This is a genomic window from Kitasatospora sp. NPDC093102, from assembly GCF_040683915.1.
Lineage (GTDB): Bacteria > Actinomycetota > Actinomycetes > Streptomycetales > Streptomycetaceae > Kitasatospora.
This window is the reverse complement of sequence record NZ_JBFBFA010000009.1, coordinates 59156-82550: the sequence shown is the minus strand read 5'-3', so window position 1 is coordinate 82550 and position 23395 is coordinate 59156. Positions and strand designations below refer to the sequence as shown.

Here is a 23395-nt window from a genome sequence, read left to right as displayed (position 1 = left end):
TGCGGAGCGAAGGGGCGCCGAAGTCAGTTGGCGTGGTGGTCGAACTCGCTTGCCTTGGCGGCTCGGAGGAACCTGGCAAATTTGGCGGGGGTGGTGCGGACTATGACCTCGCCATCGTCGGACTCTCGCAGCTCGACCAGCCCGCTGACGATGCGTACTTCAACGCACTCGTCACTGGAGCTGGAGAAGCTGGACTTCTGCCACACGGGACTATGCACGCTTGCTTTCCATTTCCTTCATGACGGACCCGATGAAGTCTCGGGACTCCTCCTCCGAGAGGGCGCGAGACTCGAATCGGGCAAGCAGGGATCGGAACCTCGCCACATGGGCCGGGGCGTCGAAGATCCGGCAACCGAGGCTCGTGTCCACCTGTGCCGCGTCCAGTTCGGGAATCGGTCCCTCGGCGTACGTGAAGGTCCCGCTTGAGCTCGGCATGGCACTGACGTTGAACGGAACTACCCGGATCGAGACGTTCGCTTGCTCGGAGTCTTCGATGAGCACGCCGAGTTGTTCGGCGAGGACGGTCGGGCCGCTGAACTGCATGCGCAGCGCTGCCTCATGGATGAACGCTGAGTACGGCGTTGTGCCCGATCGGACAATGCGCTGCCGCTGCATCCGGAAGGCTGTTCTGAGGTCGATCTCGTGACGAGGCAAGGGTGGGAAGGTCTGGGAGAAGACGGCGGAGGAGTATGAGCCGGTCTGGAGCAGGCCGGGAATGAAAGCCATCGAGTAGGTAGTGAGCCTTCGGGCCTGGCCTTCGAACTCCGCGACGTTAACGAAGTCCTCAGACAGGGTTCCGCGATACTCCTCCCACCAGCCGGGCTTCTCGCGCTCCGTGATGATGTCCGAGAGAGCGGCGATCAAGGGTTCGTTGACACACATGCACGTTGCGGCGATGGTCCGCAGGCGTTCCACGCTGATGCCGATCTTCCCTGCCTCCATCTGCGTGACCTGCGCGGGGCTCATGCCGACGAGGCGGCCGAGCTCGCTGCCACCGAAGCCGACCTGCTCGCGCATCCTTCGCAGCTCTGCACCGAGCCTCCGCTGACGGAGTGTTGGGTTCGCGCGTGGAGCCATGACTTCCTTCCGGGGCTGGGGTTGACCCCAGTCTGCCGCCCGGCTTGCCGGTCGGTCCATCTGGGGCGGGCCGGTCCCACGATAGAGGGAAGATCTGCGATTGGGGTAAAACTTGATCTGATGCTGGGCTATGGTCATCACCAGGCCGATCCGATGGATCGTCAGTAACGCCTTTCTCGGGCAGTAGGCGCCTGCTGCCCTCGCACCGCAGAGCACCCATGCGCGGCATCAACCAGCCCCGTTCTGGCCTGGCTCACGGCGACGTATCCGCCGTCTCGCTCTCTCCTCTCTCCACGCCACCCCCTCACGGAGGTTCCCGTGTGTACCCGTAACACCCCCTCCCTCGCCCTCTCCCGCCAGTCCCTCCGGGACACTCTGACGCACTACGGCTGGGACCCCGAGACCATCTTCAACGCCGAACTGGCCCTCATGGAGCTCCTGGTCAACGCCTGGCGGCACGGCAACACCGCCTGTCCCGTCGTCTTCTACTCCCTCCTCGGCCACACGCTCCGCGTGACCGTCTCGGACGAGAGCGACGCCCTCCCCGAGCAGCGAACCCCCGGCGACTTCGTCGAGACCGGTCGGGGCCTCCAGCTCGTCGCCGGCCTCACCCACCGCTGGGGCGTCGACCCGCAGAAGCGCGGCAAGATCGTCTGGTACGAGCTGGACTCGGTCTCGTGACCCTCGAACCCGTCGCCCCCGACGACCCCCGGATGCGTGACTACACCAGGCCGCAGATCACCGCTCTCCTCGGTGAACTGCACCGGCTCGGCCTCCCGTACGGACTCCTCTGGGGCTCCGCCTGCGCCGGCGAGACCATCCTCGACGGGCGCCTCCTGGTCGACTTCGGCAACGCGCCCGTGAGCACCCTGCTCAACCTCCTCCAGCTCCTCCGCAACCTCGAAGGGAGCGGCCGGGGATGAAAACGGGCACTGCCACGTTCGCGACGGACCGCTCCGAGCCCAAGAGCCGAAGCCCGGTCGGAGGCGTACCCACCTGACACCGCGCCGCGCACGGCCGAGCCGAGTCCCCCAACTCGGCTCGGCGGCACGGCGATCGACATCAGGCACGCTGCGCGAGATCCAGCGCCGCAGTGAGGGCGAACCACTCCAGCACCGCGCAGACCTCCTCCGGGTGATCGGCGAACACCTGGAGCGGGAAGGACGGGCGCAGCTCCAGTTTCGCCTCCGCCAGGTCGATCCCGTCGATCTCGTTGAGCCGTCGCAGCAGCTCCTGCCGTACCTCGGTGTCGTCGAACGGGCTGCGGTCCTTCAGGTACTGGAAGACCACCTCCGCCGTCCCCGACACCGGGTAGAGCGCGAGTGGCCACAGCAGGTGCGGCTGGGAAGGAGTCCCGGTGTTGAGCATCGGGAAGCAGCTGGTCTCCTCGGAGCGGCCGTAGTCGAAGTGGCCGTCCTGGCGTTCCCAGAAGCGCAGCGCGGTCAGTACTCCTTCCGCCACCGCCCCGGCCTGGTTCTCGGCCAGTTGAGCGCGGAAGCGTTCCGCCGCAGCCGCGTTCTCGGTGTCGGGCAGTGGGTCGTGCAGCCGGTCCGCCGGGATGTCGCGGCCCAGCAGGGTCGCCAGTTCGGTGGCGGTCAACCGGCACGAGCGGTGGGCGCGGCCGGCTTCGTCGAAGGGGACGCCTTCGTCCTCCAGGAGCTCCCGAGGGGTCTCTGTCCGGTCGCCGTCGAGCCAGCGGAAGTCGGAGGAGACCCGGCCGTCCGAGTTGAGAACCCGGTACGCGCCGATCACCCCGGCCTTGGTGGACAGGTGGTTTCCGACCCCTCGCGCGTGCAGGCCGATCAGTTCGGCGACGTCGCTGTACGAGGTCCAGGTGCCGCTGGGCATCGCGACGAGCGCCGCGCGCAGGTCCGCCCATCCCGGCCACTCGTCGCCGGCTGTCTTCACCGATCCGATGGGAGCCGGCCACAGGCCGATCGTCCGCTCGGCGAGCCGGTCGGCGCGGGCCAGGATCTCCGTCCTGCCCCAGCGCTCGGCGGCGGCGATCTCCTGGTTCATCCGCAGGGCACTCGAATCGAAGAGCTGTTGCTTCCGCTCGAACGGGTGGTTGGAGAGCTTGGAGTTGTCGCCCGACAGGGTCAGGTTGCCGAGGGTGTGCACCAGCAGGTCGTGCAGTTCCTTGGGGCTCTGGCCGTCCTCCGTCTCTTCCGCGAGCAGGTCGAACCAGGCCTGTGGCGGACGCTGCGGCAGCACGTGCTCGATCGTGAGCGAAGCCTTCTCGAAGTCCACCGGCTCGCTCGCCGCGTGGCTCTCCTCCAGCCACCGCAGCACGTGGAAGCGCTGGGCGGAGCGCCCGCTCCAGTAGAACGGCTTGGTGCGGATCGCCTCGCGCAGGTCCTCGTCCGAGGGCCACTTGCGACGTCGGCCGGAGAGCAGCCGGCGCACGGCCTCGGCGGGGGAGCGGTCCGTCTCCAGCTCCCTGGGGGCGTCCATGAAGATGCGGTTCAGGTTGTTCGTCGGGACCTGGCAGATCATCCGGCGGACCAGGTACGACTCGACGTAGCCAAGCGCCTCGGCGGCCTCCTCCGCCGTGGCCTGCCCGCCGTCGACGAGGTCGAGGAGGTGCAGGGCGAGCGGGTAGTGCGTCTGGCCGCCCCACGCCCTCAGCCGCTCCAGTACGCCGTGCAGCGCGGCCGAACTCTCCCGCTCGGGCTCCAGGATGCGCAGCAGCCGACCGCCGCGTTCGGCGAGCAGAGCGATCTCCTGCTGCAACGCCTCCTCGTCGCTCTTGAAGGCATCCAGCCGCTTCTGCTGCTCGCGGTAGATCTCGCTCTGCTTGGCCTTGCCGTGCCCGCGCACCACCAGGTCGAGCCAGACCAGGAGTTCGAGGTTCCTCGGCCCGAGGTCCTGCTGCATCGGCAGCCACAGCTCGTGGTAGACCCGCTCGCCGCGCTTCGGCAGCAGACTGAAGACGTAGTTGCGCAGCAGGTCGCTCTGGCTGAGGCCGACGCCGGTGTTGTTGATCGATTCGAAGATCCGGTAGACGTTGTCGCCGGCCTGGGCGGTGATCTCGACGATCGAGAGCAGGCTCTTGAGGACGGTCTCGACGGCGGTGACCCACTTGCCGCCGTTCTCCTCCTCGCTTTCAGCGAGGGCGCCCAGGAAGAACCGGTAGGCCGTACCGATGTTGCCTGCGCCGCCTGCCTTGGGGGAGGAGCCCACGCACGCGGTGTACGCGTCCCGGTCGGCCTGGGTGGGCAGCAGGCGGTAGTGGTCGAGCCCCTCGTGGAACTCGTTGACCAGCATCTGCCGGTGCACCCGGTCGGCGGCCGTCCCGGCCCCGGTGTTCTTGTAGTGGTCGCGCAGCGCGGTGAAGGCGAGCATCAGTGTGGTGAGTCGCTGCTGGCCGTCGACCACCAGCCAGCGCTGGACGCCGCCGGCCTGGATGTGGCCGGGCGCGAGGACGACGGAGCCGAGGAAGTGCGCAGTCGGCGAGGCGCCGTCGAGGTGCTGCTCCGCCAGCTCGGACACGTCGTCCCAGAGCTGCTGCAGTTGCGGTCGCTCCCAGCTGTACGTCCGCTGGTAGAGCGGCACCTGGAACTGCTTCTCGCCCTGCACCAGGTTGAGGAACGTGATCTCCTGCGCCCGCATGACTCCCCTTCAGCCGGTCGTGCTCGGAACTGCACGTCCGGCACTGGCCGACAGCGTACGGGCGCGGTGTGGCAGCCGGGTGGTGAGGGCGCCATTGACTCGGAGTCGGGCCGGTTTGTACGGTGTGTAGTCGACAGCTCACGCGACAATCCGGAGGCGTGATGAACCAGCCGTGGGACGCCGATCCCGACGCAGTGCTGACCCGGCGCCTCGGCAAGTCGCCGGCTGAACTGGGCACCACGGGCGGCCGGGACGGCTGCCCCGACGTCTGGGAACTCGACAACGGCGACATCGCAGTCATCGGGCGGGACCTGACTGCCGCCTATCGGGCCGGTCTCCCGCAGGACGTGATGGTCGGCGAGGGCGAGCGCCTCGTGGTCATCCCCCGAGCGACACTTCTGTCGGCGAAGGCGGACCTGCCGGATGCGTGACCTTCTCGGCGACGTGCCGGGTGAGCGACTTCCCCAGACCGAGTATCAAGCCGACTTCCGGCAACGGGACTTCGCGGTCGACGGTTACGACTCGTGGAAGCTGGAGCGGCGCCAGGAGTTCCAGGAGCCCAAGGATGCCAGCTGGCGCGCCCATGTCGGAGGGGACCGGACGAAAGCGCTGGAGCTCATCGAGTCCAGACGTGACGACCTGCTCCGGCTTTCCCAGTTGGCCGCCGACCACGCTTGCCGGCTGCTGCGTGTGCGCGTCGTCGAGTTCCCGTTGACGCCCTATCTGGAGTGGGAGCTCCAACTTCTGCGGGTGCGCGCCGAGTGCGGCGAGCTGATCCGCGTGGTCGGCCCCGAGCTGATCGCTCCGTACGAGCTCGACGGGCCGCTCCCGGAGCTCATCACCCTTGGGCCCGACACCGTTTACGACATCACGTACGACGCCGCAGGTCTTGCCGACGGTGCGATCCGCTACGTGGACCAGGCGACCAGGGAACGGGTCACGGAGTTCATCGCCCGCCTGTACGACCGTGGTGAGGACATCGTGGACTTCATGGCGCGGCAGCCGGTGGAGCGCTGAGGGGTGGAGCCGGAGGGGGCCGGGGCGTCCCCGGGCAGTACCAGTTCGTCGATGTCGGGATCGTCCGCCGGCAACGTCGTGCAGGCCCGGGACATCCGAGGGCCGGTGCACTTCCATGCTGCGCCCGGGTCCTCCGCCCGTAGTGGCGAACCCGTGCCCCGGCAGTTGCCCACGGACGTGCGCTTGTTCGTCAACCGGGCCGTGGAGCAGGAGGCCATGGACCGCTTGTTGACCGAACGGCAACCGGTGGCACACGTCCTCGTGTTGACCGGTACCGCGGGGGTCGGGAAGACCTCGTTGGCCCTGCACTGGGCGCACGCGGTCCGCGAACACTTCAAGGACGGGCAGCTGTACGCGAACCTGCGCGGCTACGATCCGCAGGAGCCGGTGGCCGCCGCACAGGTACTGGAACGGTTCCTGCGCGCGCTGGGCGTGCCCGCAGCGGCGATCCCCACCGATCCCGAGGCCATGGCTTCGACCTACCGGTCTCTGGTGGCCGGCCGTCGGATGCTCATCGTGCTCGACAACGCCTCGAGCGCCGCCCAGGTCCGTCCGCTGCTGCCCGGTGGTCCTGGATGCCTGGTCGTGGTGACCAGCCGGCACCGTCTCTCGGGCCTCGGTGTGCGGGAGGGGGCCCGGCACCTGACTCTGGAGATACTGGCGGAGCATGACGCCGTCGAGCTCCTGCGGGCGGTCACGGCCGACTACCGGAACGGCGACGATCCGGAAGAGCTCGCACAACTGGCGCGACTCTGCGCACGCCTTCCACTGGCCTTGCGCATCGCCGCCGAACGCGCGGCCGGCCGGCCGCGGATGCTGCTGAACGACCTGATCCAGGACCTGCGGGACGAATCCAGCCTGTGGGATGCGTTGTCCAGTGAGGACGAGGAGGAATCGGAGGCGGTCCGCTCCGTCTTCGCCTGGTCGTACCGCGCCCTTCCCGGCGATGCTGCACGGCTGTTCCGAATGCTCGGTCTCCATCCCACCGGTGAGTTCAGTACTGCGGCCGCCGCAGCGCTGGTCGCCGGCCGGGACCGGCCGACGCGTCGTCTGCTCGACGGGCTCGTAGCAGCGCACATGGTCGAGCAGATCGGCTCGAACCGCTATCGGTTCCATGACCTGCTGCGTGCCTATGCCGTCGACCAGGCGCGGCACGAGCAGGAGCCGGAGGAGAGCGACCGGGCAGTGCGGCGCGTGTTGGCCTGGTACCTGCACGCGGCTGACGAGGCCCAGGCCGTCGCGGCACCCCATGAGCCTCGCGTCCCACTGGCTCCGCTCGATCCGGACGTGGAGCCCGTGGCCTTCAGCGACGAAGTCGCCGCGATGCAGTGGTTCGAGACGGAACGCGAGAACCTCACGGCGGCAACGCGAACCGCGGCTGCCCTCGGCCTGGACGAACACGCCTGGCAGCTCGCCATCGTCCTCCGTGCCGTCCACATGCAGCGCAACACCTTCCAGGACTGGTTCGCGACCTCGCGCCTGGGCCTGGAGGCCGCACGGCGCTGCGATGACCGGCGCGCGCAGGCGGAGCTTCACGAAAGCCTGGGCATGGCCTTCACCCAGTCCAGCCGGTTCGATCAGGCCGGCGAGCAGTACGAGGCGGCACTGGCCATCCGCGGTGAACTCGAAGATCCCGCCGGGGAGGCGCTGACCCTCAACGGACTCGGCCTGCTGCGACTGCGGCAACACCGACTGCCCGGCGCACAGGATGCGTTCGAGAGGGCTCGTGCGCTGTTCCAGGGTCTGGGCGACGCCTATTGGGAGCCGCGGATGGCGGTGAACCTCGCCCAGGTCCAGGCGGAACTCGGCAGGCTCGCCGAAGCGGAGCGCTTGGTTCGTGCAGGCTTGGAGTCGTTCCGGGAATCGGGTGACCGTCGGGCCGAAGGCAACGCGATGCGCGTCCTCAGCGTGATCCAGCTCGAAGACGGTCGGACCGGCGAGGCACTGGAGAGTGCCCAGGGCGCGGTCGACACCGCGGTGGATCTCGACAGCGCCGTCGCAGAGGGGTACTGGCTGACGCAGCTCGGGCACGCCCAATGCGCTGCGGGTCGTTCTGCCGGTGCTCTCGCCTCCTACCAGCGCGCCGCCGTCCTGCAACGAAGCCTCGGTGACCGCAGCCGCGAAGCGCTCGCCTGGGACGGCGCGGGCCGGGCCTACCTCGCACTCGACCGGGCCCAGGAGGCGGCCGAGTTCCACCGCCGTGCCGTTGCCGTGCACCGTGAGCTGGGCGACCGGTGGCAGTGGGCGGTGGCCCTCTGCCACCTCGCCGAGGCGGCGGAGGCCATGGACGAGGCAGCGGATGCGGTGCGGGAGCACCGGCGTGAGGCACTGGCCCTGCTCGACGACTTCACCGATCCGGGTGCGCTGCGCCTGCGCGACCGGTTGACGAATGACCTGGGTGAGGACGTCTGAGTCAGCTCGCGGGAAGCCAGACGTCCCGCGCTGGGACCGGGGCTGACTCCACGATCCACAGCGGGCCGTCCGCGCACTCCATGCGGGTGCCGTCACCCGGCTCGGTACGGGACTTGAGGACGGCTACCCACCGGCCGTCGACGACGGCCAGCGGACCGGGAACGGGGAACAGTCCGAATCGGAAGGCACGGACGAGGTCGTGGACGTCGCGGCGGCTCGCCGACCAGTCGATGACCGCGCTCTGTGGTCCCATCATGCTCTCGTAGCTCGCCCCTTCTCGGCCCTGCTCGGTGCCTGCGTTGCCGGCCGCCGCCAGATCCAACGCTTCCGGCAGAAGTTCGCGGGACAGAGCCTGGATTTCCGTGAACACGCTGTCGCCGTCCAGGTCGTCCGGGAGCTCGACCCCTCCGCGCTGCACGAGGATCCGCCCGGTGTCGAAGGACTCGTCCATCCAGTGGATCGTCACGCCGGTCTCGGGATCGCCGTGCCGGACCGCCCAGTGGATCGGCATCGGGCCGCGGTGGCGTGGCAGCAGGGAGGGGTGGACGTTCAGCACGCCGAGGCGGGGAACGTGCAGCACTTCGGCCGGTAGCTTCCACGGGAACCCGTTGCAGACCACCAGGTCCGGCCGGTAGCCGGTCAGCGCCTGAGCCAGGCCGGCAGTGCTGCGCGGCAGCAGGAGGTCGACGCCCGGTGGAAGTTGCGACAGGACGTCGCCGACCACTGCCCCCGTCGCGGATGCGGCGCACACGTAGGCGACAACCTCGTGACCTGCATCGGTGCACGGGACTTGGAGATTGGCGAACCCCGTCGCGCTCGAGGAGATGAGAACGACCCGCAAGCGATTCTGCACTGTGTCTCCCGCTGGAAAAATTGTGAACTAAGTCAATCGGCAAAGGTATGGTTCTGAAGGAAGTGTCGGCGTGGCCCAGTAGGCTCGTCGTACTCGGTCATCCTCCCGAAGGGGCAGCTCACTTCATGTCCGCCCAGCCCGCTTCGGCGCCCGTCCCGCACCCGCTGGACGAAGTGCCGCAGACCTTCCTCGCCGGCGATTCGTACGACGCTCGCGAGGCCCTCGAAACGTACATCAGGCGCGATCTGCTCGGCCCCTGGGACGGCACCACGGAGGCGCTGCCGCACCGCTCGGCCGGTCCGCGCGACCGCTACCTCGTCGGGATGCTCGGCCCCCGTCCCACTGACGGTACCTCGGCGCAGGCGGCCCGGAACGCGGCCCAGCTCGCCGACGTCGAATCGGGCGCGGACGGGGACCGGACCGACACCGAGCCGACCGAACTGCTCACCCCGCAGGCGGCGGGGCGGATCTGGGCCTCGTCCATGGGGCTGTCATTCACGGTGCCGGCCTCGATCGGCACACTCACGGTCACGGCGAGGTGGGGGCGCTACTCACTCACCGACACCCTCACCGAGGACGACCGCACCCGTCGGGTGTGGGGGCGTGAACCGGTGGAGAAGCCCAAGGACATCGACGTCACCGGCACCGGCGACCGCCGCATCGTTCTGGAGGGCGACAGCGCGGCCGGGCCGTCCGTCCTCCTGGACGTCAAGGTGCGTCAGCGGGACGGCGGGCCCGGCGGCGAGGATCTGCGGGTGGTCGAGGTCGCTCTCGTCAACCAGCTGGATGACTCCGTCGATCGCAAGGACGCCAACTGGCTGTTCCAGACCGAGCTCGACGTCACCGCGTTCGCCGACGCCGACGCTGCCGTCTTCCTCCCCATCGACGACCCGCTCGCCCACGGCGCCGTGTCGGCCCACGAGGACAGTGAGGAGGACCGGCTCCGGCTGCTCTACCGCGACAGCCTGCGCCACGCGGTGGGCCGGAACGTCGCCGTCCGCGCCGAGGTCCGCGCAGGGGAGCGCCGCGCGCACAGGCTCACCACCACCTGGCTGCCGGTGCACGACGTGCCCTCCACCACGGCCCCCAGGGTCGAGGAGCAGCCGCTGCTCGCCGGCCTCGAACTCGGCATGGACGAACTCGCCGAACTCGCCGTGCCCACCCGGCGCAAGGAGCTCAGGGCCGCACTCGCGCCGCTCGCCGACGGATACCACACCTGGCTGAAGGAGCAGCGCGAACGCCTCCAGTCGCTCCCCGAGGACCTGCGCGGAGCCGCCGGGTTCGCGATCGACCAGGCCGAGGAGGTCTGCAACCGGATCGCCCTCGGCATCGACGCGCTCGACGCGGACGACATCGCACTGGAAGCCTTCCGCTTCGCCAACCGGGCCATGGCCCTGCAGCGGCGCAACACCGCCATCGCGGCTGCCCGCGCCGGACACGAGGACGACCAGAGCTCGTACCAGCCGGCGAAGGACGCCGTCGAGGCGAAGGGCAAGGAGGGCGCGAGCTGGCGCCCGTTCCAGCTGGCCTTCGTGCTGCTCAACCTGGCCTCGCTCTCCCGCCCCGGCCACCCGGACCGCGGCGCCGGTGCCGAAGCCGTCGTCGACCTGCTGTTCTTCCCGACCGGTGGCGGAAAGACCGAGGCCTACCTCGGCCTCGCCGCCTACACCTTCGCGCTGCGCCGTCTCCAGGGCGTGATCGGCGGCGGCGGCGACGCGCGCAGCGGCGAAGCCGGCGTCGGGGTGCTGATGCGTTACACCCTGCGGCTGCTGACGGCGCAGCAGTTCCAGCGCGCGGCGGCCCTGGTCGCCGCAGCCGAGGTGCTGCGCCGGGAGGCGTACACCGGTGGCGACCTCCGTTGGGGCAGGACCCCGTTCCGGATCGGTCTCTGGGTGGGGACCTCCGTGTCGCCGAACTGGTTCCCGGAGGCCCGCGAGCAGATCGCGGGGGCGCGGGAGAGCGCCGACGACAAACACGCCCGGGTCATCCAGGTGCTCAGCTGCCCGTGGTGCGGCTCGGGGCTGACGGCCCACCGGAACATGGAGGCCGACGAGCGCACCCGGCGCGTCCTGTTGTACTGCCCGCGCGGCGAGGGGGAGGACCGCTGCCCGTTCTCCCGCAAGAGCGCCCCGAAGGAGGGCATCCCCGTCCTCACCGTGGACGAGGAGATCTACCGGCTGGCCCCCGCGATGCTCATCGCGACCGTCGACAAGCTCGCGCAGCTGCCGTGGAACGGCTACGCCGGCCTGTTGTTCGGACGGGTCACCGAGCTCTGCCCGGTTCACGGGTACCGTCACGACGACCTCGACGAGAAGACCGAGTGCCGCTCCCGCCACCGGGGTGAGCAGCCCGCCCGGACGGTCACCCGGCTGCGCCCGCCGGACCTGATCATCCAGGACGAGCTGCACCTGATCTCGGGATCGCTCGGTACCACGGTGGGCCTGTTCGAGTCGGCCGTCGACCAGCTGTGCAGTTGGGCCTTCACGGACGAGCGCGGAACCCGGTACGAGGTCGGGCCGAAGATCGTCGCGTCCACCGCGACCACGAAGCGTGCCGCTGACCAGGTCCGGGGTGTCTTCGGCCGGAAGCTCGCGGTGTTCCCGCCACAGGTCCTGGACGTCGGCGACACCTTCTTCTCCCGGCAGGTCGAGGTCAGCCGGACCGACCCGGGCCGCCGGTACCTAGGCGTGTGCGCCCACGGCACCCGGCTCAAGGCGGCGGAGATCCGGGTCGCGGAGATCCTGCTGCTGGGAGCGCAGCAGCTGTTCGACGACTACGGTGCGCCGGCCGACCCGTACATGACCCTGGTCGGGTACTTCAACGCCACCCGCGAGCTGGCCGGCATGCGCCGCTACCTCGACGACGACATCACCACCCGGGTGCGCTCCAACGGCGGCCGCAAGGGGCACGAGACGATCGCCAACCGGATCGTCGGCCGGACCGGCATGCTGTCCATTCAGGAGCTCACCTCCCGGATCTCCTCGTCCGAGATCAGCGCGACCCTCAAGCGGTTGGAGGGCGGCTTCGACCAGGAGCGGGACACCTCGGCCCGTCGTCGGGCCCTGATGGCCGAGTTCGCCGCGGCCAAGAAGGAGAAGCGCGAGCCCCGGGCGCTGCCCACCCATCCGGCCAAGCAAGCCGTCGACGTGGTGCTCGCCACGTCGATGCTCCAGGTCGGTGTGGACGTTTCCCGATTCGGGCTGATGCTGGTGGTCGGTCAGCCCAAGAACACGGCAGAGTACATCCAGGCCTCGTCCCGGGTCGGCCGTGACCCGGCCCGCCCCGGTCTGGTCGTCACCCTCTACAACTGGTCGCGGCCGCGGGACTTGGCTCACTTCGAGGACTTCGCGCACTACCACGCCACCTTCTACCGCCAGGTGGAAGCCCTGTCCGTCACCCCGTTCACCCGCCGCGCTCTCGACCGGGGCACGGCGCCGACGTACATCGCCGCGCTGCGTCAGGCCGTGTACGAGAACTCGCGGAACACGGACGCCCACACGGTGGACCTCGACGGCGAGATCGCGGCGGAGGTCGAGCGGCGCCTGCTGGACCGGGCCGAAGCGGTCGGCGGGCCGCGGGCCCGCGGGTACCTCGCCGAGCGCATCGAGGTGCTCAAGGAGGCCTGGACGGGCAAGCGCGAGGGCAGCGCCGTGCTCGGCTACCGCAAGGAGAAGAAGAAGGACACCGTCGTGGCCCCGCTCCTGCGCCGGGCCGACGGCGCACGGTGGGACGCTCTCACGGTCCCGATGTCGATGCGCGAGACCGAGAACGAGATCAACCTGCTGCTGCCCGGCGGCGGGAGACTGATGGAAGCGTCCACGAACTCCGGGCCCGAGTGGAACTTCGGCCAGGGCCGGGGCGACGACGGTCACGCCGAGGTCGATGCGGACGAGTACGGAGACGTCGCCGCTTCGGCGACGAGGAGGGGAAAGCGATGAGCAACGGTTACTTCCGGCGGGTGGGTGCGGTGCGACCCAGCCATCTGATGTTCACCGCGGGGGTGGGCTCCCTCATCGACCTGCCCAACTTCTCGGTGCTGGTGCAGGGGCTGGAGCAGTGGTCCCACACCGGTCTGACCGACTACGGCATCGACGAGCCGCGGCTGCGGACGGCCGTCAACCGGTCCCTCCAGCTCTACGGACGCGAGCAGGTCACGGAGCTGCGGGCGGCACCGTGGGCCGAGGGTGCCGACAACGCCAAGGACTGGGCCAGCCAAGGGGTCGGCGTGCCCATCACGCCGTTCCCACAATGGCTGCGGTGCACGGCCTGCAACGTCCTCGCGGCGGTCGACTCGGAAGAGTTCGCGTTCATCAACAGCAACCCGAGGACCCCGCACGAGGCGAAGTTCGTCCACGACTGCACCCCGGGACGGAGGAAGCCGCTTGCCGTCGCCGCGCGCTTCACCCTGGTGTGCACGGCCGGCCACCTCGACGAATTCCCGTACACGCCGTTCGTGCACGGGGGTGGGGCCTGCCCGACAGCGCCCCGGCCGAAGCTGCGGATGAAGGACCACGGCGGCAACCAGGCCGCCAACGTGACCATCGAGTGCGTCGGCTGCGGGGCGCAGCGCAACATCCGGGACGCGATGGGCGAACGGGGCCGCCACAACCTGCCCGCCTGTCGCGGGCGTCACCCGCACCTCGGTAACTACTTCGAGCCCGGCGGCTGCGGCAACGAGGCGACGCTCATGGTCGCCGGAGCGTCCAACCAGTGGTTCCCGATGACGCTGAGTGCCCTCGCTCTTCCGCCCGGAGAGGACGACAAGCTCCCGGAACTGCTCGAAGAGCGGTGGGCGGAGCTGCAGAACATCACCACGCGCGAGATCTATGACGCGGTGTCGTCCTTCCCGGGGCTCGGCTGGCTCAAGGAGTACGACGCCGACGCGCTGATCGCCGCGGTCCAGGCCCGGAAGGCTGCGGAGAACGGCGAGGCACCGGCTTCGGACGCCCGGCTGCCGGATCTCCTCGGCCCGGAGTGGGCCGTCCTCTCGGCGCCGCGCCCGCCCGCTGTCACCGAGGACTTCGCCCTGGAGACGGTGCCGGTCCCGGACGCGCTGAAGGGGCTGTTCTCCGACGTCCGGCAGGTGGAGCGGCTGCGCGAGGCGCGGGCCCTCATAGGGTTCACCCGGCTCGACGCGCCCGACCCCGAGGCCGACGACATCGCCGTCCCCGTCCGGCTGTCCCGGACCGGTCTCGGCTGGGTGCCCGCCAGCGAGGTACGTGGCGAGGGGATCTTCCTGCGGGTGCGGGACGGCCTGATGGCCGACTGGGTCACCCGGGTGGAGAAGTCCCCGCAGATGGTCGCCCACCGGGAAGCCTTCGCCCGGTTCCGCACGAACCGCAGGAGCGACCGGCTCACCGGCCAGTTCGACCCGATGCAGGGCTGGCCGGGGGAGCGCTACATCGCTCTGCACACCCTCTCCCACCTGCTCATCCGCACCATCGCCCTGGAGTGCGGCTACAACTCGGCGAGTCTCGCGGAGCGGATCTACGCCGGGGACGAAACGGACCCGAGGACCGGCATCCTGATCTACACGGCGGTACCCGACTCCGAGGGCACCCTGGGCGGGCTGGTCTCGCTGGCCGAGGACCCGCAGTTCGAGCGCATCGTCAGGACGGCGCTGCGCAACGCGGCGCACTGCTCCTCCGATCCGTTGTGTGCGGAGCGTCTGCCGAAGGCGCCGGCCGACCACCTGCACGGTGCCGCCTGCCACATCTGCCTGTTCGTCTCGGAGACCACCTGCGAGCGGGGCAACCGTTTCCTGGACCGGCGCTTCCTGGTGCCGCTCGGGGACGAGCCCGACGTGGTGCTCACACCGGCCGAGCTGCTCGCGTGACCACTGCTCGTTTCGAGGCCGCGGCCGCATCGGCGGTCGCGGCCCTCGGCCCGCAGCGGGCCCGGGTGCTGGCCGCGCTCCTCGAACAGGGACGCGGCCCGGAGTACGCGGCCGCCGAGTTCCCGTCGCCGCGCACCGGCGACCAGATCCGGGAGGTGTACCGGGCGATCCGCGCCGAGGCCGTACCCGAGGTCACCGCGGCGGCCTATCTGCGGGGATTCAGCGCGGCCTGGGGCGATCAGCGCGGCGACGCCGAGGTCCGGACGGTGTGGAGCGGGCCGCGCACGCCGGGCGTGCCGGTGCGTTCGACCGCCAGCGTCCTGACCGAGGTGGTCCGCGGCGCACGGACGGAGCTGCTCGCGATGACCTACTCGGCCCGCCCGTACCGCCCGTTGTCGCAGGCCCTCGCCGATGCGGTGGCACGAGGGGTCGATGTGCACATCGTGGTCGAAACCCGGGAAGGGGCCGGGCGGTTGCTGGACGGTCCGGAGCCGGCGGCGGCCTTCCGATCGTTGGCCGGTGTGCGGCTCTGGCACTGGCCGGTGGACCGGCGCGACCACCCGAGCGCCCGTCAGCACGCCAAGTTGGCCGTGGCAGATCGCCGGGTTCTGTTCCTGGGGAGTGCCAACCTGACGGAGTCCGGGGTGCGCCGCAACCTGGAGGCCGGGACGGTGGTGCGTGGCGGGACGGCGCCCGAGCGGGCGGCTGAGCACATCAGGGCGTTGATGAGGCAGGGGATCCTGCAACCGATCACGTTCGTCTGAGCGTTTCGAACGACGCGGGCCCCGCCGGTGGCGGGGCCCCGGTCGTTTCACCTACGCGACAACGCTGTCCGCGGCGAACAGTGAGAGCTGCTCGGGGTCGCTGTCCGGCTCAGGGGCCTGGGCGAGGCCTGCGGCCTCGGCGGTGTCCGGGTCGGTGTCGGCGGCCGGGTCGGTGGCCAAGTTCTCGTCGGCAAGGGTGGGGAGGACGTACTCCTGGGCCAGGCCGGCGAGGTGGAGCGGGAGCGGCAGGCTGAGGGCGTCCGCGTGGTCCGGGGCCTGGCGCAGCTGGTGGACGGCCATGGCCAGCGCCTCCGGGTCGTCGCCGTCGGCCGGGTGGCAGCCGAGGACGGCGAGTTCGACCAGGCCCGGGTTCCACGCCGCCTTGTCGGTGTCGACGGTCAGCTCGCCCTTGCGCGGGCCGGCCTGGAGGGGGCGCGGGGCGAGCTTGTCCGCCTCCACCGCGGACTGCCTGAACTGCAAGGCCTTGGGGGTGGTCGACCAGAACACCCGGGCGGTGCCATCGGCTACGGTCGGGTCGGTCCACAGATCAGCCGGCAGGCCGTTCACGCCGTTGACCGGGTCACGGTGCACGCCCCACCACTGGGCGGTCTCACGGCCCCTGGCCGTGCGGACCCGGACGAGGCGCAGGTCGGGGTCGATCGGTCGGACGGACAGCCCGGTGCGGATCCGGTCCCGTTCGCTCTGGCCGTCCTGCAGCCAGGTCCAGTGCGAGCGGCAGTTCTGGGCGTGGGCGAGCATGAGGGTGGGCGTGCCACGCAGCGAGCGCACCACCTTCTGCAGCCACTCCTCGGTCTCCTGCCGCTGCCGCTTCATGTCCTGCCACCACGACGGGCGTTCGGCCGGCTGCTCCTCGCCGCCGCGCGGCGCGGGTACGGCGGACGGCACCTCGGAGAGGGCGGTCAGCCGGAGCAGCAACGCCGGGTACGGGATCCACCTGCCGGCACCGTTGTCCGCTTTCCGGTCCCAGCCCTCCACCCGCGCCAGGCCGGTGCCGGGGTGCGTCGGGACGACCCGGACGGCGACCGGCTCGTGACCGGCCCACCGGGTGCGGCTCCGGGCGTTCTTGCGGACCATCCACACCGCCGCGTACTGCAGGTCGGCGGGCAGCTGCTCACCCAGGTTGTGCTCGGGGTGGACGCGCACGCCGAGCTGCCGGAGCCCGTCGTCCCAGGCCTTGCGGGCGCGGAAGTCCGCGTTCTTCTCGCTGTTGTAGCCCTTCAACTTCTTGGGTACCGCCATGAACTGGGTCAGCACACCGGCGTCGGCACACCCCAGGCGGAGCGCGAACTTGGGGTCGTGATCGGGCGTGCTGAAGTCCTCCCGGCGGTCGATCTCGACCAGGGCCAGGGACGGGACGGCGTTGATGCGGTCGGCGTCGAGGAAGGCGCGGACCTCGCTCCGGCGGGCGCTGAGTGCTGTGGTGACGGCGGCGCGGGTGGGCCGTCCCTCGCCGAGTGACAGGTTGCCGGCGAGCGGGCCGGTCAGCTTGAGGCAACGCAGCCGGACGGTCAGTTCGGCGGAATCCCACTCCAGGACGGTGGGGCTGCCGGGGGCGGCGGCTTCGTAGTCCTCTGCGGTCGGCCGCGTCCCGTCGTCCTTGAGACCGAGGTGGTCGACCAGGGCGGCGATGGCGGTGTCCCGCATCTCGGCGGTCTGCCACAGCAGCCGCGCCTCCAGCACGGGCTGCCGGTCCGGCACCCCGTCAGCGTCGTCGGGGGTGGCGAAGGCATCGAGGGCGTCGAGGGCGAAGGCCGCGCCGGCGCGTCGGGCGGCGGCCACGCGGACCTCCTCGGCGGCCTTCTCGATCTCCTTGGAGGGTTTGGCCGGGACGTTCACCGGCCTGCTGGTGGTGGCCCGCCGCGAGTACTCCAGGGCCGGGGCGGGGCGGAGCTGCTCGGGCAGCGCCTGCTCGGCCCAGCGGACGATCTGCGAGCGCTGGTTCGACATCAGGCCGGCGCCGACCTCGTGGCCGCCCATCGCGGTGCTGTACACCACACCGGCACGCATGTCCGTCAGCCAGTCCTCGGGGGCGCTCAGGATGGCGTCCGCGTCCGGGAACGGTTCGGTCAGCGACATGTCGGCCAGCATTCCGGCGGGGCCGCCGCCGACCCAGTCGATGGCCTTGGCGGCGCGGTTCCACTCCAGCCGCGCCACGGCGAACCGTTCGCTTGCGGGCGCGCCGGGCAGCCACGGCACCCGGGGGCGCAACAGCACGGAGGTCCGGCGCCCGAACGCCAGTCGCAGCCGGCCCGTGGTCGGACTGGTGCGGGTCGCCCACCGACGGACGTGGGTGTGCAGGTGCAGCCGGGGCAACGGCTGGAAGGGCACGGTGTGCAGGGTGATGTTGAGGACCACCGAGAACCACCAGGTCCGGTCGCCCTTCCCGTCCCAGGGCAGCGGCTGCGAGACCAGCTCCGCGCCCTGGTCGCGGGGGCCGCGCGGCACGGCGCGGAAGTGCAGCTTGCCGGCGCCGGAGTCGTACGGTTCCAGCGCGAGGATCCGGCGGGCCAGGTGGTCGGTCGTCAGCTGGAACTGACGGGCCTCGGGCGCCGCGGTGCCGCCCTTGGTGGGCGGGCAGCGCAGCAGCTCTGCCTCGACCGGCTGCCACCGCGGAGGATCGGCGGCCAACAGCGCCTCGACCTCGCGGCGCCGGGTGCGGTGTTCGGGCTCGGGGCGCAGATCGCGCAGCCATGCGGCGAGCAGGGCGCGCAGCGCCGGGCCCGGCAGCGGGTCGGCCACCTCGGCCGGGGCGTAGAGCCAGAAGTCCGGGGCCTCGTTCTTGTGGAAGGAGGGGCGGGGCCGGACGATCACGTCCGGGGCGAGGGCCTGGAGCACCTGGTCCAGCCGCCAGGTGGGGACCGTCCGGTAGGGCTCCGCCTGCGGCGACCGGCCGGCGTTGCAGAGATCGAGCAGTGCTTCGCGCCACTCCTCGGGGAACGGCAGGGCGCGGTAGTGGGCGGTGAGCGAGGACTCGGGCGAGACGGGCGTCCAGGCGGCGGTGCGGATGGTCTGGTACTTCTTGGCCATGGTGGCCTCCGATCGGTGCTGGGTGGTCAGTTACGGTGGTGGGTGAGGCTGGTCAACGCCTCGAACAGCGGCTGATAGAGCAGGCGGGCCAATGCCGGATCCCCGGGATCGGGAAACCGCGCCGGGTCGGCTCCGGGGTCGAAGTAGGGGGAGAGCACGGACCGGAGGCCGGTCAGCAGGCCGTCGTCGGAGGGCTGTGCCGCCATCTGGACGCCCGGGGCGAACGCCCGGGCCAGCTTGGGGGCGAACCGGGCGTCGACGAACACCACCCGGGCCGGGACGCCGCCGCGGACCAGCCGGCCGATGACCTGCCAGATCGTCACCAGCTGGTCCCAGACGAAGGCCCGCTTCTCGGCCTCGGACAGGCGGGAGTAGATGTACCGGCGGGCGAGCAGTCGGCGCCACTCCCGGCGGGCCACCTGGCGGAAGGCGAGTCCGGCAGCGTCCAGCGTCGCCGCCTGGTTCACCAGTGCGGTGAAGGTGCCCTGGTCGAGGCCCGGGTGGTCGCGGACGAAGCGGGTGGCCCAGTCGTTGATCGCGAAGATCGCCAGGGCCAGGTCGTCGGGCCGGGGGTGCGGCCGGGCCAGGAAGAGCGCGGTGCCGAAGGCGGCGTTCCGCTGCGCGTTGAGGATGTTGTGGCCGCGCTCCACGGCCATCAGCGGCGCGACGAGGACCTCCGCGCGCGGGTCCTCGGCGAAGGCCGCGAGGTCGCCACGCCGCAGGGCGGTGGCGTGCCCGGAGAGCGTGGGTGCGGGGCCGCCGCCCCGGACGGCCTGCTCCAGGTCCGCGTCGTCCGCCGCCAGGACGCGCACCCGCCCGTGCCAGCGTTCGATGCCGTGCAGGACGTCGGCGACGGTGTTCGCCTCCTTGTAACTGCCGACCAGCAGGATCGCGCGCCGCCGGTCGTCATCGCCGACCAGGGCGAGCTCCTCCTCCAACGGGCTCGGCGACTGGCCGCGTCCCGGGCTCCCGAGCCTGGCGGCCATCGCCCGGGCCACGGCCGGGCGGGCCTTGGGATCGGTGCCGGACAGGCTGATCGGCTTGCTGTTGTCGTCGTAGAGGAAGCGGGTGCGGAAGGCACTGCGACGTACCGCCTCCAGGGAACGCCGGGACGGCTTGAGGACGGCCCCCACCGGTGCGAGCACGTGCGCCCGGGTGGACGAACCGGCCCAGCTCGTGCCGGACATCAGCACCACGTGCGGCCCCGGCCGACCGGCTGCCGGGTCGGCTCCCAACTCGTGCAGCGAGAGCAGGAGTTCCCGGCCCACGCCGGCGCAGCGGAAGAACCGCAGAGTGCCGCTGTGGCGCCCGGAATCGTCCTTCTCCCGGTCGTCGGGCAGGTACTGGAAGCCGAGCACGTTTCCCATCGGAGCTTCCGGGACCAGGGGCGCGTAGTCGAGCGGCGGACGGCGGGAGAAGTCGTTGCCGGTGGAGTCCAGGTGCAGCGCGGCCTCCACCTGCGGCCATAGGAAGGTCAGCCGTTCCAGCCGCTGGTTCAGCGCGGAGAGCAGCAGCATGAACTCCACCCGGCGGGCCGTGGTGTCGAGCCACTTCGGGTCGTCGGAGGGCGCGGGCGCGTCGGTGAGGAGTTCCTTCAGGACGGTGACGACCCGGCGACGGGTGCCCGAGTCCGAGAGGGTGGCCAGCAGGTCCTGAGCGAGCCTGACCAGGTCGTCGGTCGGGTCGCCGTACGGGCCGAGCCCACCGAGCGGGTCGTCGCGGAACCGGTCGAGGACGGAGGTCAGGGCCGCGCGCAGGCTCTGGTGGGCCGGCGCCTCGGGCTCCGGTTCGGGATCGTCGTTCTCGTACGCCTCGAAGAGTTCGGACTCGTCGGCGACACCGTCCGGGGCGCCGGGGGAGCCGTTCGGTTCGAACCAGTCGGCCAACAGCTTCTCCTGGAGCGTCCAGGCGCTGAAGTACTCGATGTCCACCCACTCGCGCAGGTCCCCGTCGTCGATCAGCCGCTTGTACAGCCGGTCCGTGGCCGCCGTGACCACGGACAGGGACGCGGACCAGCGCTCGACCTCCTGGTCGGTCAGCGGCAGCCGGCCCCGCCGGGACAGCTCCTCGATCTTGTGCGTGTGCAGCTGGTCCAGCCAGGACTCCGGCCCGGGCGCGACCAGGGTCGCGGACGGCGCGAAGATCTCGTCGAGCTTCATCTGCACCGAGTCCGCCTCGTCCACGATGACGATGTCGCTGCGCAGACAGGCGAGTTCGAGGTGGCGCAGCCGCTCCTCGTTCAGATGGTTCGGCACCGAGGACTGGACCAGGCTGGCCGGGTTCGCGATCCAGATCAGCGACTCCACCAGTTCGCGGGCGCTGCGGTGACGCGGGCAGGCGCTCCAGACCGGGCAGCCGTGCTGCTGTCCGGTGGGCCTGCGGTCGGCGGAGGACGGTGCCGCGGTGGTGGCGCCCGGACGGTAGGTCTCGGGGAGAGCGATCGGCTTCGGGCCGTCCGCGTCGAGGATCTCGGGTGCCTCGGTCCGCTCCGGGCGCAGCGAGGTGCAGGGTGCGTCGGCGTACCGGAGCGGTTCGGTGGCCTCGGTGCCGCGCAGGGCGTCGACGACGCAGACCGTGCTCAGGTCGTCGAAGCCCGGGTCGTCGTGGTCGAGCAGGTTGTCCAGGCCGCGGGCGGCCAGCCTGCGATGCAGCCGTTGGACGTGCGTCTCCCGGGTAGTGGGGCCGAGCACCGGGGTGGCGGGCAGCCCCAGGTCCCGCAGCAGTGTGCTCAGCCGCAGCTGTTCGGCGACGTCGCCGACCACCAGGGTGGTCCGCATGCCTCGCCGGGCCGCCAAGACGGCCACCAGCGTCATGAGCGTGCTCTTGCCGGCACCGACCATGCCCACGAGATGCAGCATGCGGTCCAGGCACAGCTCGTCGGCGTCGGTGAACGACCGGCCGTCGGCGCCGCGCGGAGCCAGCCGGAGTTCGTCGAGCCGCTGCTCCCAGTGCCCGCGCTTCGGGATGTCTGCCGCGGCCTCGGCCTGGTCCATCCACCGGGCGGTGTCGGCGAGGTCGGTACGGGTCAACCGGATCGGTGCTCCGCCATTGGTCCGGAGGGCCGTGAGGTCGTGCCCCGGCGCCGGGGTGGGCCGCAACTCCGGCGGGAAGGTGACGGAGGCCGGCCGGCGACGCTCGACGAAGGTGCTGCGCCCGGTGGGGGCGAGGCGGAGCCGGCGGCGGTCGAAGTCCGGCAGGGTGGCCAGTGCCGCGTCGTAGACATCGAGCCGGTCGGTCGCGACGGTCGGCCGGAGCGGACGAACCGGTCCGCCGTCCTCCGCGACGTGGTATGCCCGCATCCGCTCGGGCAGCGCGAGGTACGTCTCCAGCGCCTGCTGCCAGGCCCGCCGACGGCGGAGCACCCACACGCGGTGGCGGACGGCCGTGAGCATCAGCTCGTGGCCAGGGGTGACGGCGAGCCCGGCCGCCCGGGCGAACGGGTACCCGGCGAGCAGCGTGTGGGCGCCGGCGGCCGGTTCGTCGGGCGCGATGCGTTCCAGCACACGCAGGGTCAGCTCCACCTGGCAGAGCAGGGAGGGCTTGACGTCGCCGAGTTCGGCCGGGATCCCGCGCCACACCCGGCCGAGCTCCCTGCTGACCTTCCGGTGCCAGCTGTCGCGGTCACGCACGGGTACCTCCAACGGGGGCGCCACGCAGCCGGGCGGCGGCGCGGTCGATCAGGTCGGCGTCGGTGAGCAGGGGCAGGCCCAGTGCCGAGGCGGGCCGGTGCCGTCGGTAGACGTCCAGGTAGTCGGGCCGGTCGTCGACCCGGTACCCGGGTACCACCCAGAACGCCTCGTCGTAGGGCGGTTCCGGCGGAACGGGTCGGGCCGTCCGGCCCAGGAACGCGGGGTGCGTCCAGTCCTTGACGTCCACCGCCCAGACCCGTCCGTCGGGGAAGGTGACGTGCAGGTCGTAGGCGTCGAAGCCGGGCCACATCCGCACCCGGAGCCCGAGTCCGGTCAGCGCCTGTTCCAGGTCGGTCTCCGCCCGGCCGGGGCCGGTGACGAACTGCCGCAACGGCCTTTCCAGCTGGAGGAGTTCGCCGACATCGTCGGCCGGCCACAGATCTCCGACCGGCGACGGACCCTGCCGGCGGCAGTGATCGCGCTCGCACCACCACGAGCCGTCCTGCACCGGGAGCAGCAGTGTCAGGCAGCGCGCGCAGGTGGCGTAGGCCCCGGCCCGAAGGTGACTCGCCGGTACCGGAAGGTAGATCCGGCGGATCAACTCGCGGACGGGGTCGAGCACATGGTCGTTGGTGACCTCGAAGAATCCCACTGAGGTCAGTACCGGCCGGTTCACCAGCAGCCGCCGGAACTCCGTGTAGGCGTCCTCCTCGCCGCACTCGCGGCACAGTCGCAGCGCGGTCCTGATGATCTCGCGGTCGCGCTGGTGCACGGCGCTGTCGGCCGCGCGGTCGGCCCACTCGTGGCAGAGCTCGGTGGGGCGGCCGGAGTCCGGATCGAGGAGGAGGTCCTTGCTGCCGACCGCATCGGCCGGGAGGTCGATCGGCCAGTCGGACACCGGCCGGTACCGGCACCAGTGCAGGAGCTCCGGGATGCTGGTGGGCGGCTCGGCACCCTGCAACAGGCACGTGAGGACGGTTCGGTTCAGGGCTCGCTGGGCCTCGGCGGGGTACGGCAGGCAGAATCCGTCCAGGCCGGTGATCGCTTCGAGGCCGATGAGCGCCGTGGCGAGGGTCCGCAGCAGCGGCAGTCCGTCGTGTGCGGACCACGTCGCGGCGTGCGGGGGCAGGTCGGACGTGGGACGCAC

Annotated in this window: 15 protein-coding genes; 8 read left to right on the top strand and 7 right to left on the bottom strand. The window is 71.0% G+C overall.

The window, feature by feature from the left end:
- Positions 1 to 23 precede the first annotated feature (23 nt).
- Both AB0O11_RS15490 and AB0O11_RS15485 read right to left on the bottom strand, forming a co-directional pair.
- Positions 24 to 206 (bottom strand): DUF397 domain-containing protein, encoded by a 183-nt coding sequence (locus tag AB0O11_RS15490; RefSeq protein WP_363386242.1) that lies wholly within the window; start codon positions 204 to 206, stop codon positions 24 to 26.
- Positions 207 to 210: 4 nt separating this feature from the next.
- Positions 211 to 1077, bottom strand: coding sequence for a helix-turn-helix transcriptional regulator (locus AB0O11_RS15485; protein ID WP_363386240.1), 867 nt, complete (start codon positions 1075 to 1077; stop codon positions 211 to 213).
- Between the two features lie 318 nt (positions 1078 to 1395).
- On the opposite strand from AB0O11_RS15485, the gene AB0O11_RS15480 reads away from it, so the two are divergent.
- Positions 1396 to 1758, top strand: a complete 363-nt coding sequence (locus AB0O11_RS15480; RefSeq protein WP_363386238.1) for an ATP-binding protein — start codon at positions 1396 to 1398, stop codon at positions 1756 to 1758.
- Positions 1755 to 2000: a hypothetical protein gene (locus AB0O11_RS15475; RefSeq protein ID WP_363386236.1), complete on the top strand. Its 246-nt coding sequence runs from the start codon at positions 1755 to 1757 to the stop codon at positions 1998 to 2000. Before AB0O11_RS15480 ends, AB0O11_RS15475 begins: the two co-directional genes overlap by 4 nt.
- Positions 2001 to 2139: 139 nt before the next feature.
- On the opposite strand, the gene AB0O11_RS15470 is transcribed toward AB0O11_RS15475, so the two are convergent.
- Positions 2140 to 4689 carry a DUF262 domain-containing protein gene (locus tag AB0O11_RS15470; protein ID WP_363386234.1) on the bottom strand — a complete coding sequence of 850 codons (2550 nt, stop codon included), beginning with the start codon at positions 4687 to 4689 and terminating at the stop codon, positions 2140 to 2142.
- Positions 4690 to 4850: 161 nt separating this feature from the next.
- Between AB0O11_RS15470 and AB0O11_RS15465 the strand changes: the two genes are divergently transcribed.
- The 3 genes from AB0O11_RS15465 (at position 4851) to AB0O11_RS15455 (ending at position 8118) form a co-directional block, all read left to right on the top strand.
- The gene (locus AB0O11_RS15465) at positions 4851 to 5120 is read left to right on the top strand and encodes a hypothetical protein (protein ID WP_363386492.1); all 270 of its coding nucleotides are present in this window, start codon (positions 4851 to 4853) and stop codon (positions 5118 to 5120) included.
- Positions 5113 to 5706, top strand: coding sequence for a DUF6879 family protein (locus AB0O11_RS15460; protein WP_363386232.1), 594 nt, complete (start codon positions 5113 to 5115; stop codon positions 5704 to 5706). The genes AB0O11_RS15465 and AB0O11_RS15460 overlap by 8 nt, the downstream gene beginning before the upstream one ends.
- A 177-nt stretch (positions 5707 to 5883) precedes the next feature.
- A complete protein-coding gene (locus tag AB0O11_RS15455; protein ID WP_363386490.1) occupies positions 5884 to 8118 on the top strand; it encodes a tetratricopeptide repeat protein in 2235 nt (744 codons plus the stop codon).
- A 1-nt stretch (position 8119) separates the two neighbouring features.
- Here AB0O11_RS15455 and AB0O11_RS15450 read toward each other — a convergent pair whose 3' ends face one another.
- Positions 8120 to 8971 carry a formyltransferase family protein gene (locus AB0O11_RS15450; protein ID WP_363386230.1) on the bottom strand — a complete coding sequence of 284 codons (852 nt, stop codon included), beginning with the start codon at positions 8969 to 8971 and terminating at the stop codon, positions 8120 to 8122.
- Between the two features lie 125 nt (positions 8972 to 9096).
- Here AB0O11_RS15450 and drmA point away from each other — a divergent pair, with 125 nt between their 5' ends.
- The 3 genes from drmA to drmC are packed head-to-tail and all read left to right on the top strand — an operon-like array spanning position 9097 to position 15571.
- A complete protein-coding gene (gene drmA / locus AB0O11_RS15445) occupies positions 9097 to 12909 on the top strand; it encodes a DISARM system helicase DrmA (protein WP_363386228.1) in 3813 nt (1270 codons plus the stop codon).
- Positions 12906 to 14807 carry a DUF1998 domain-containing protein gene (locus tag AB0O11_RS15440; protein ID WP_363386226.1) on the top strand — a complete coding sequence of 634 codons (1902 nt, stop codon included), beginning with the start codon at positions 12906 to 12908 and terminating at the stop codon, positions 14805 to 14807. Before drmA ends, AB0O11_RS15440 begins: the two co-directional genes overlap by 4 nt.
- The gene (gene drmC / locus AB0O11_RS15435; protein WP_363386224.1) at positions 14804 to 15571 is read left to right on the top strand and encodes a DISARM system phospholipase D-like protein DrmC; all 768 of its coding nucleotides are present in this window, start codon (positions 14804 to 14806) and stop codon (positions 15569 to 15571) included. Before AB0O11_RS15440 ends, drmC begins: the two co-directional genes overlap by 4 nt.
- Positions 15572 to 15622: 51 nt before the next feature.
- Here the strand turns inward: drmC and AB0O11_RS15430 are convergent, their stop codons facing one another.
- The 3 genes from AB0O11_RS15430 to AB0O11_RS15420 are packed head-to-tail and all read right to left on the bottom strand — an operon-like array spanning position 15623 to position 23395.
- Positions 15623 to 18619, bottom strand: coding sequence for a DUF3962 domain-containing protein (locus AB0O11_RS15430; RefSeq protein WP_363386222.1), 2997 nt, complete (start codon positions 18617 to 18619; stop codon positions 15623 to 15625).
- Between the two features lie 26 nt (positions 18620 to 18645).
- Positions 18646 to 22248, bottom strand: coding sequence for a hypothetical protein (locus AB0O11_RS15425; protein ID WP_363386220.1), 3603 nt, complete (start codon positions 22246 to 22248; stop codon positions 18646 to 18648).
- Entirely contained in the window at positions 22241 to 23395 is a 1155-nt protein-coding gene (locus tag AB0O11_RS15420) for a hypothetical protein (RefSeq protein ID WP_363386218.1), read from the bottom strand. The genes AB0O11_RS15425 and AB0O11_RS15420 overlap by 8 nt, the downstream gene beginning before the upstream one ends.

Bases quoted from the DNA above. Each gene is read 5' to 3' on its own strand.
- AB0O11_RS15440 (WP_363386226.1), top strand. From the start codon at position 12,906: ATGAGCAACGGTTACTTCCGGCGGGTGGGTGCGGTGCGACCCAGCCAT.
- AB0O11_RS15465 (WP_363386492.1), top strand. From the start codon at position 4,851: ATGAACCAGCCGTGGGACGCCGATCCCGACGCAGTGCTGACCCGGCGC.
- drmA (WP_363386228.1), top strand. From the start codon at position 9,097: ATGTCCGCCCAGCCCGCTTCGGCGCCCGTCCCGCACCCGCTGGACGAA.
- AB0O11_RS15430 (WP_363386222.1), bottom strand. From the start codon at position 18,619: ATGGCCAAGAAGTACCAGACCATCCGCACCGCCGCCTGGACGCCCGTC.
- AB0O11_RS15470 (WP_363386234.1), bottom strand. From the start codon at position 4,689: ATGCGGGCGCAGGAGATCACGTTCCTCAACCTGGTGCAGGGCGAGAAG.
- AB0O11_RS15460 (WP_363386232.1), top strand. From the start codon at position 5,113: ATGCGTGACCTTCTCGGCGACGTGCCGGGTGAGCGACTTCCCCAGACC.
- AB0O11_RS15485 (WP_363386240.1), bottom strand. From the start codon at position 1,077: ATGGCTCCACGCGCGAACCCAACACTCCGTCAGCGGAGGCTCGGTGCA.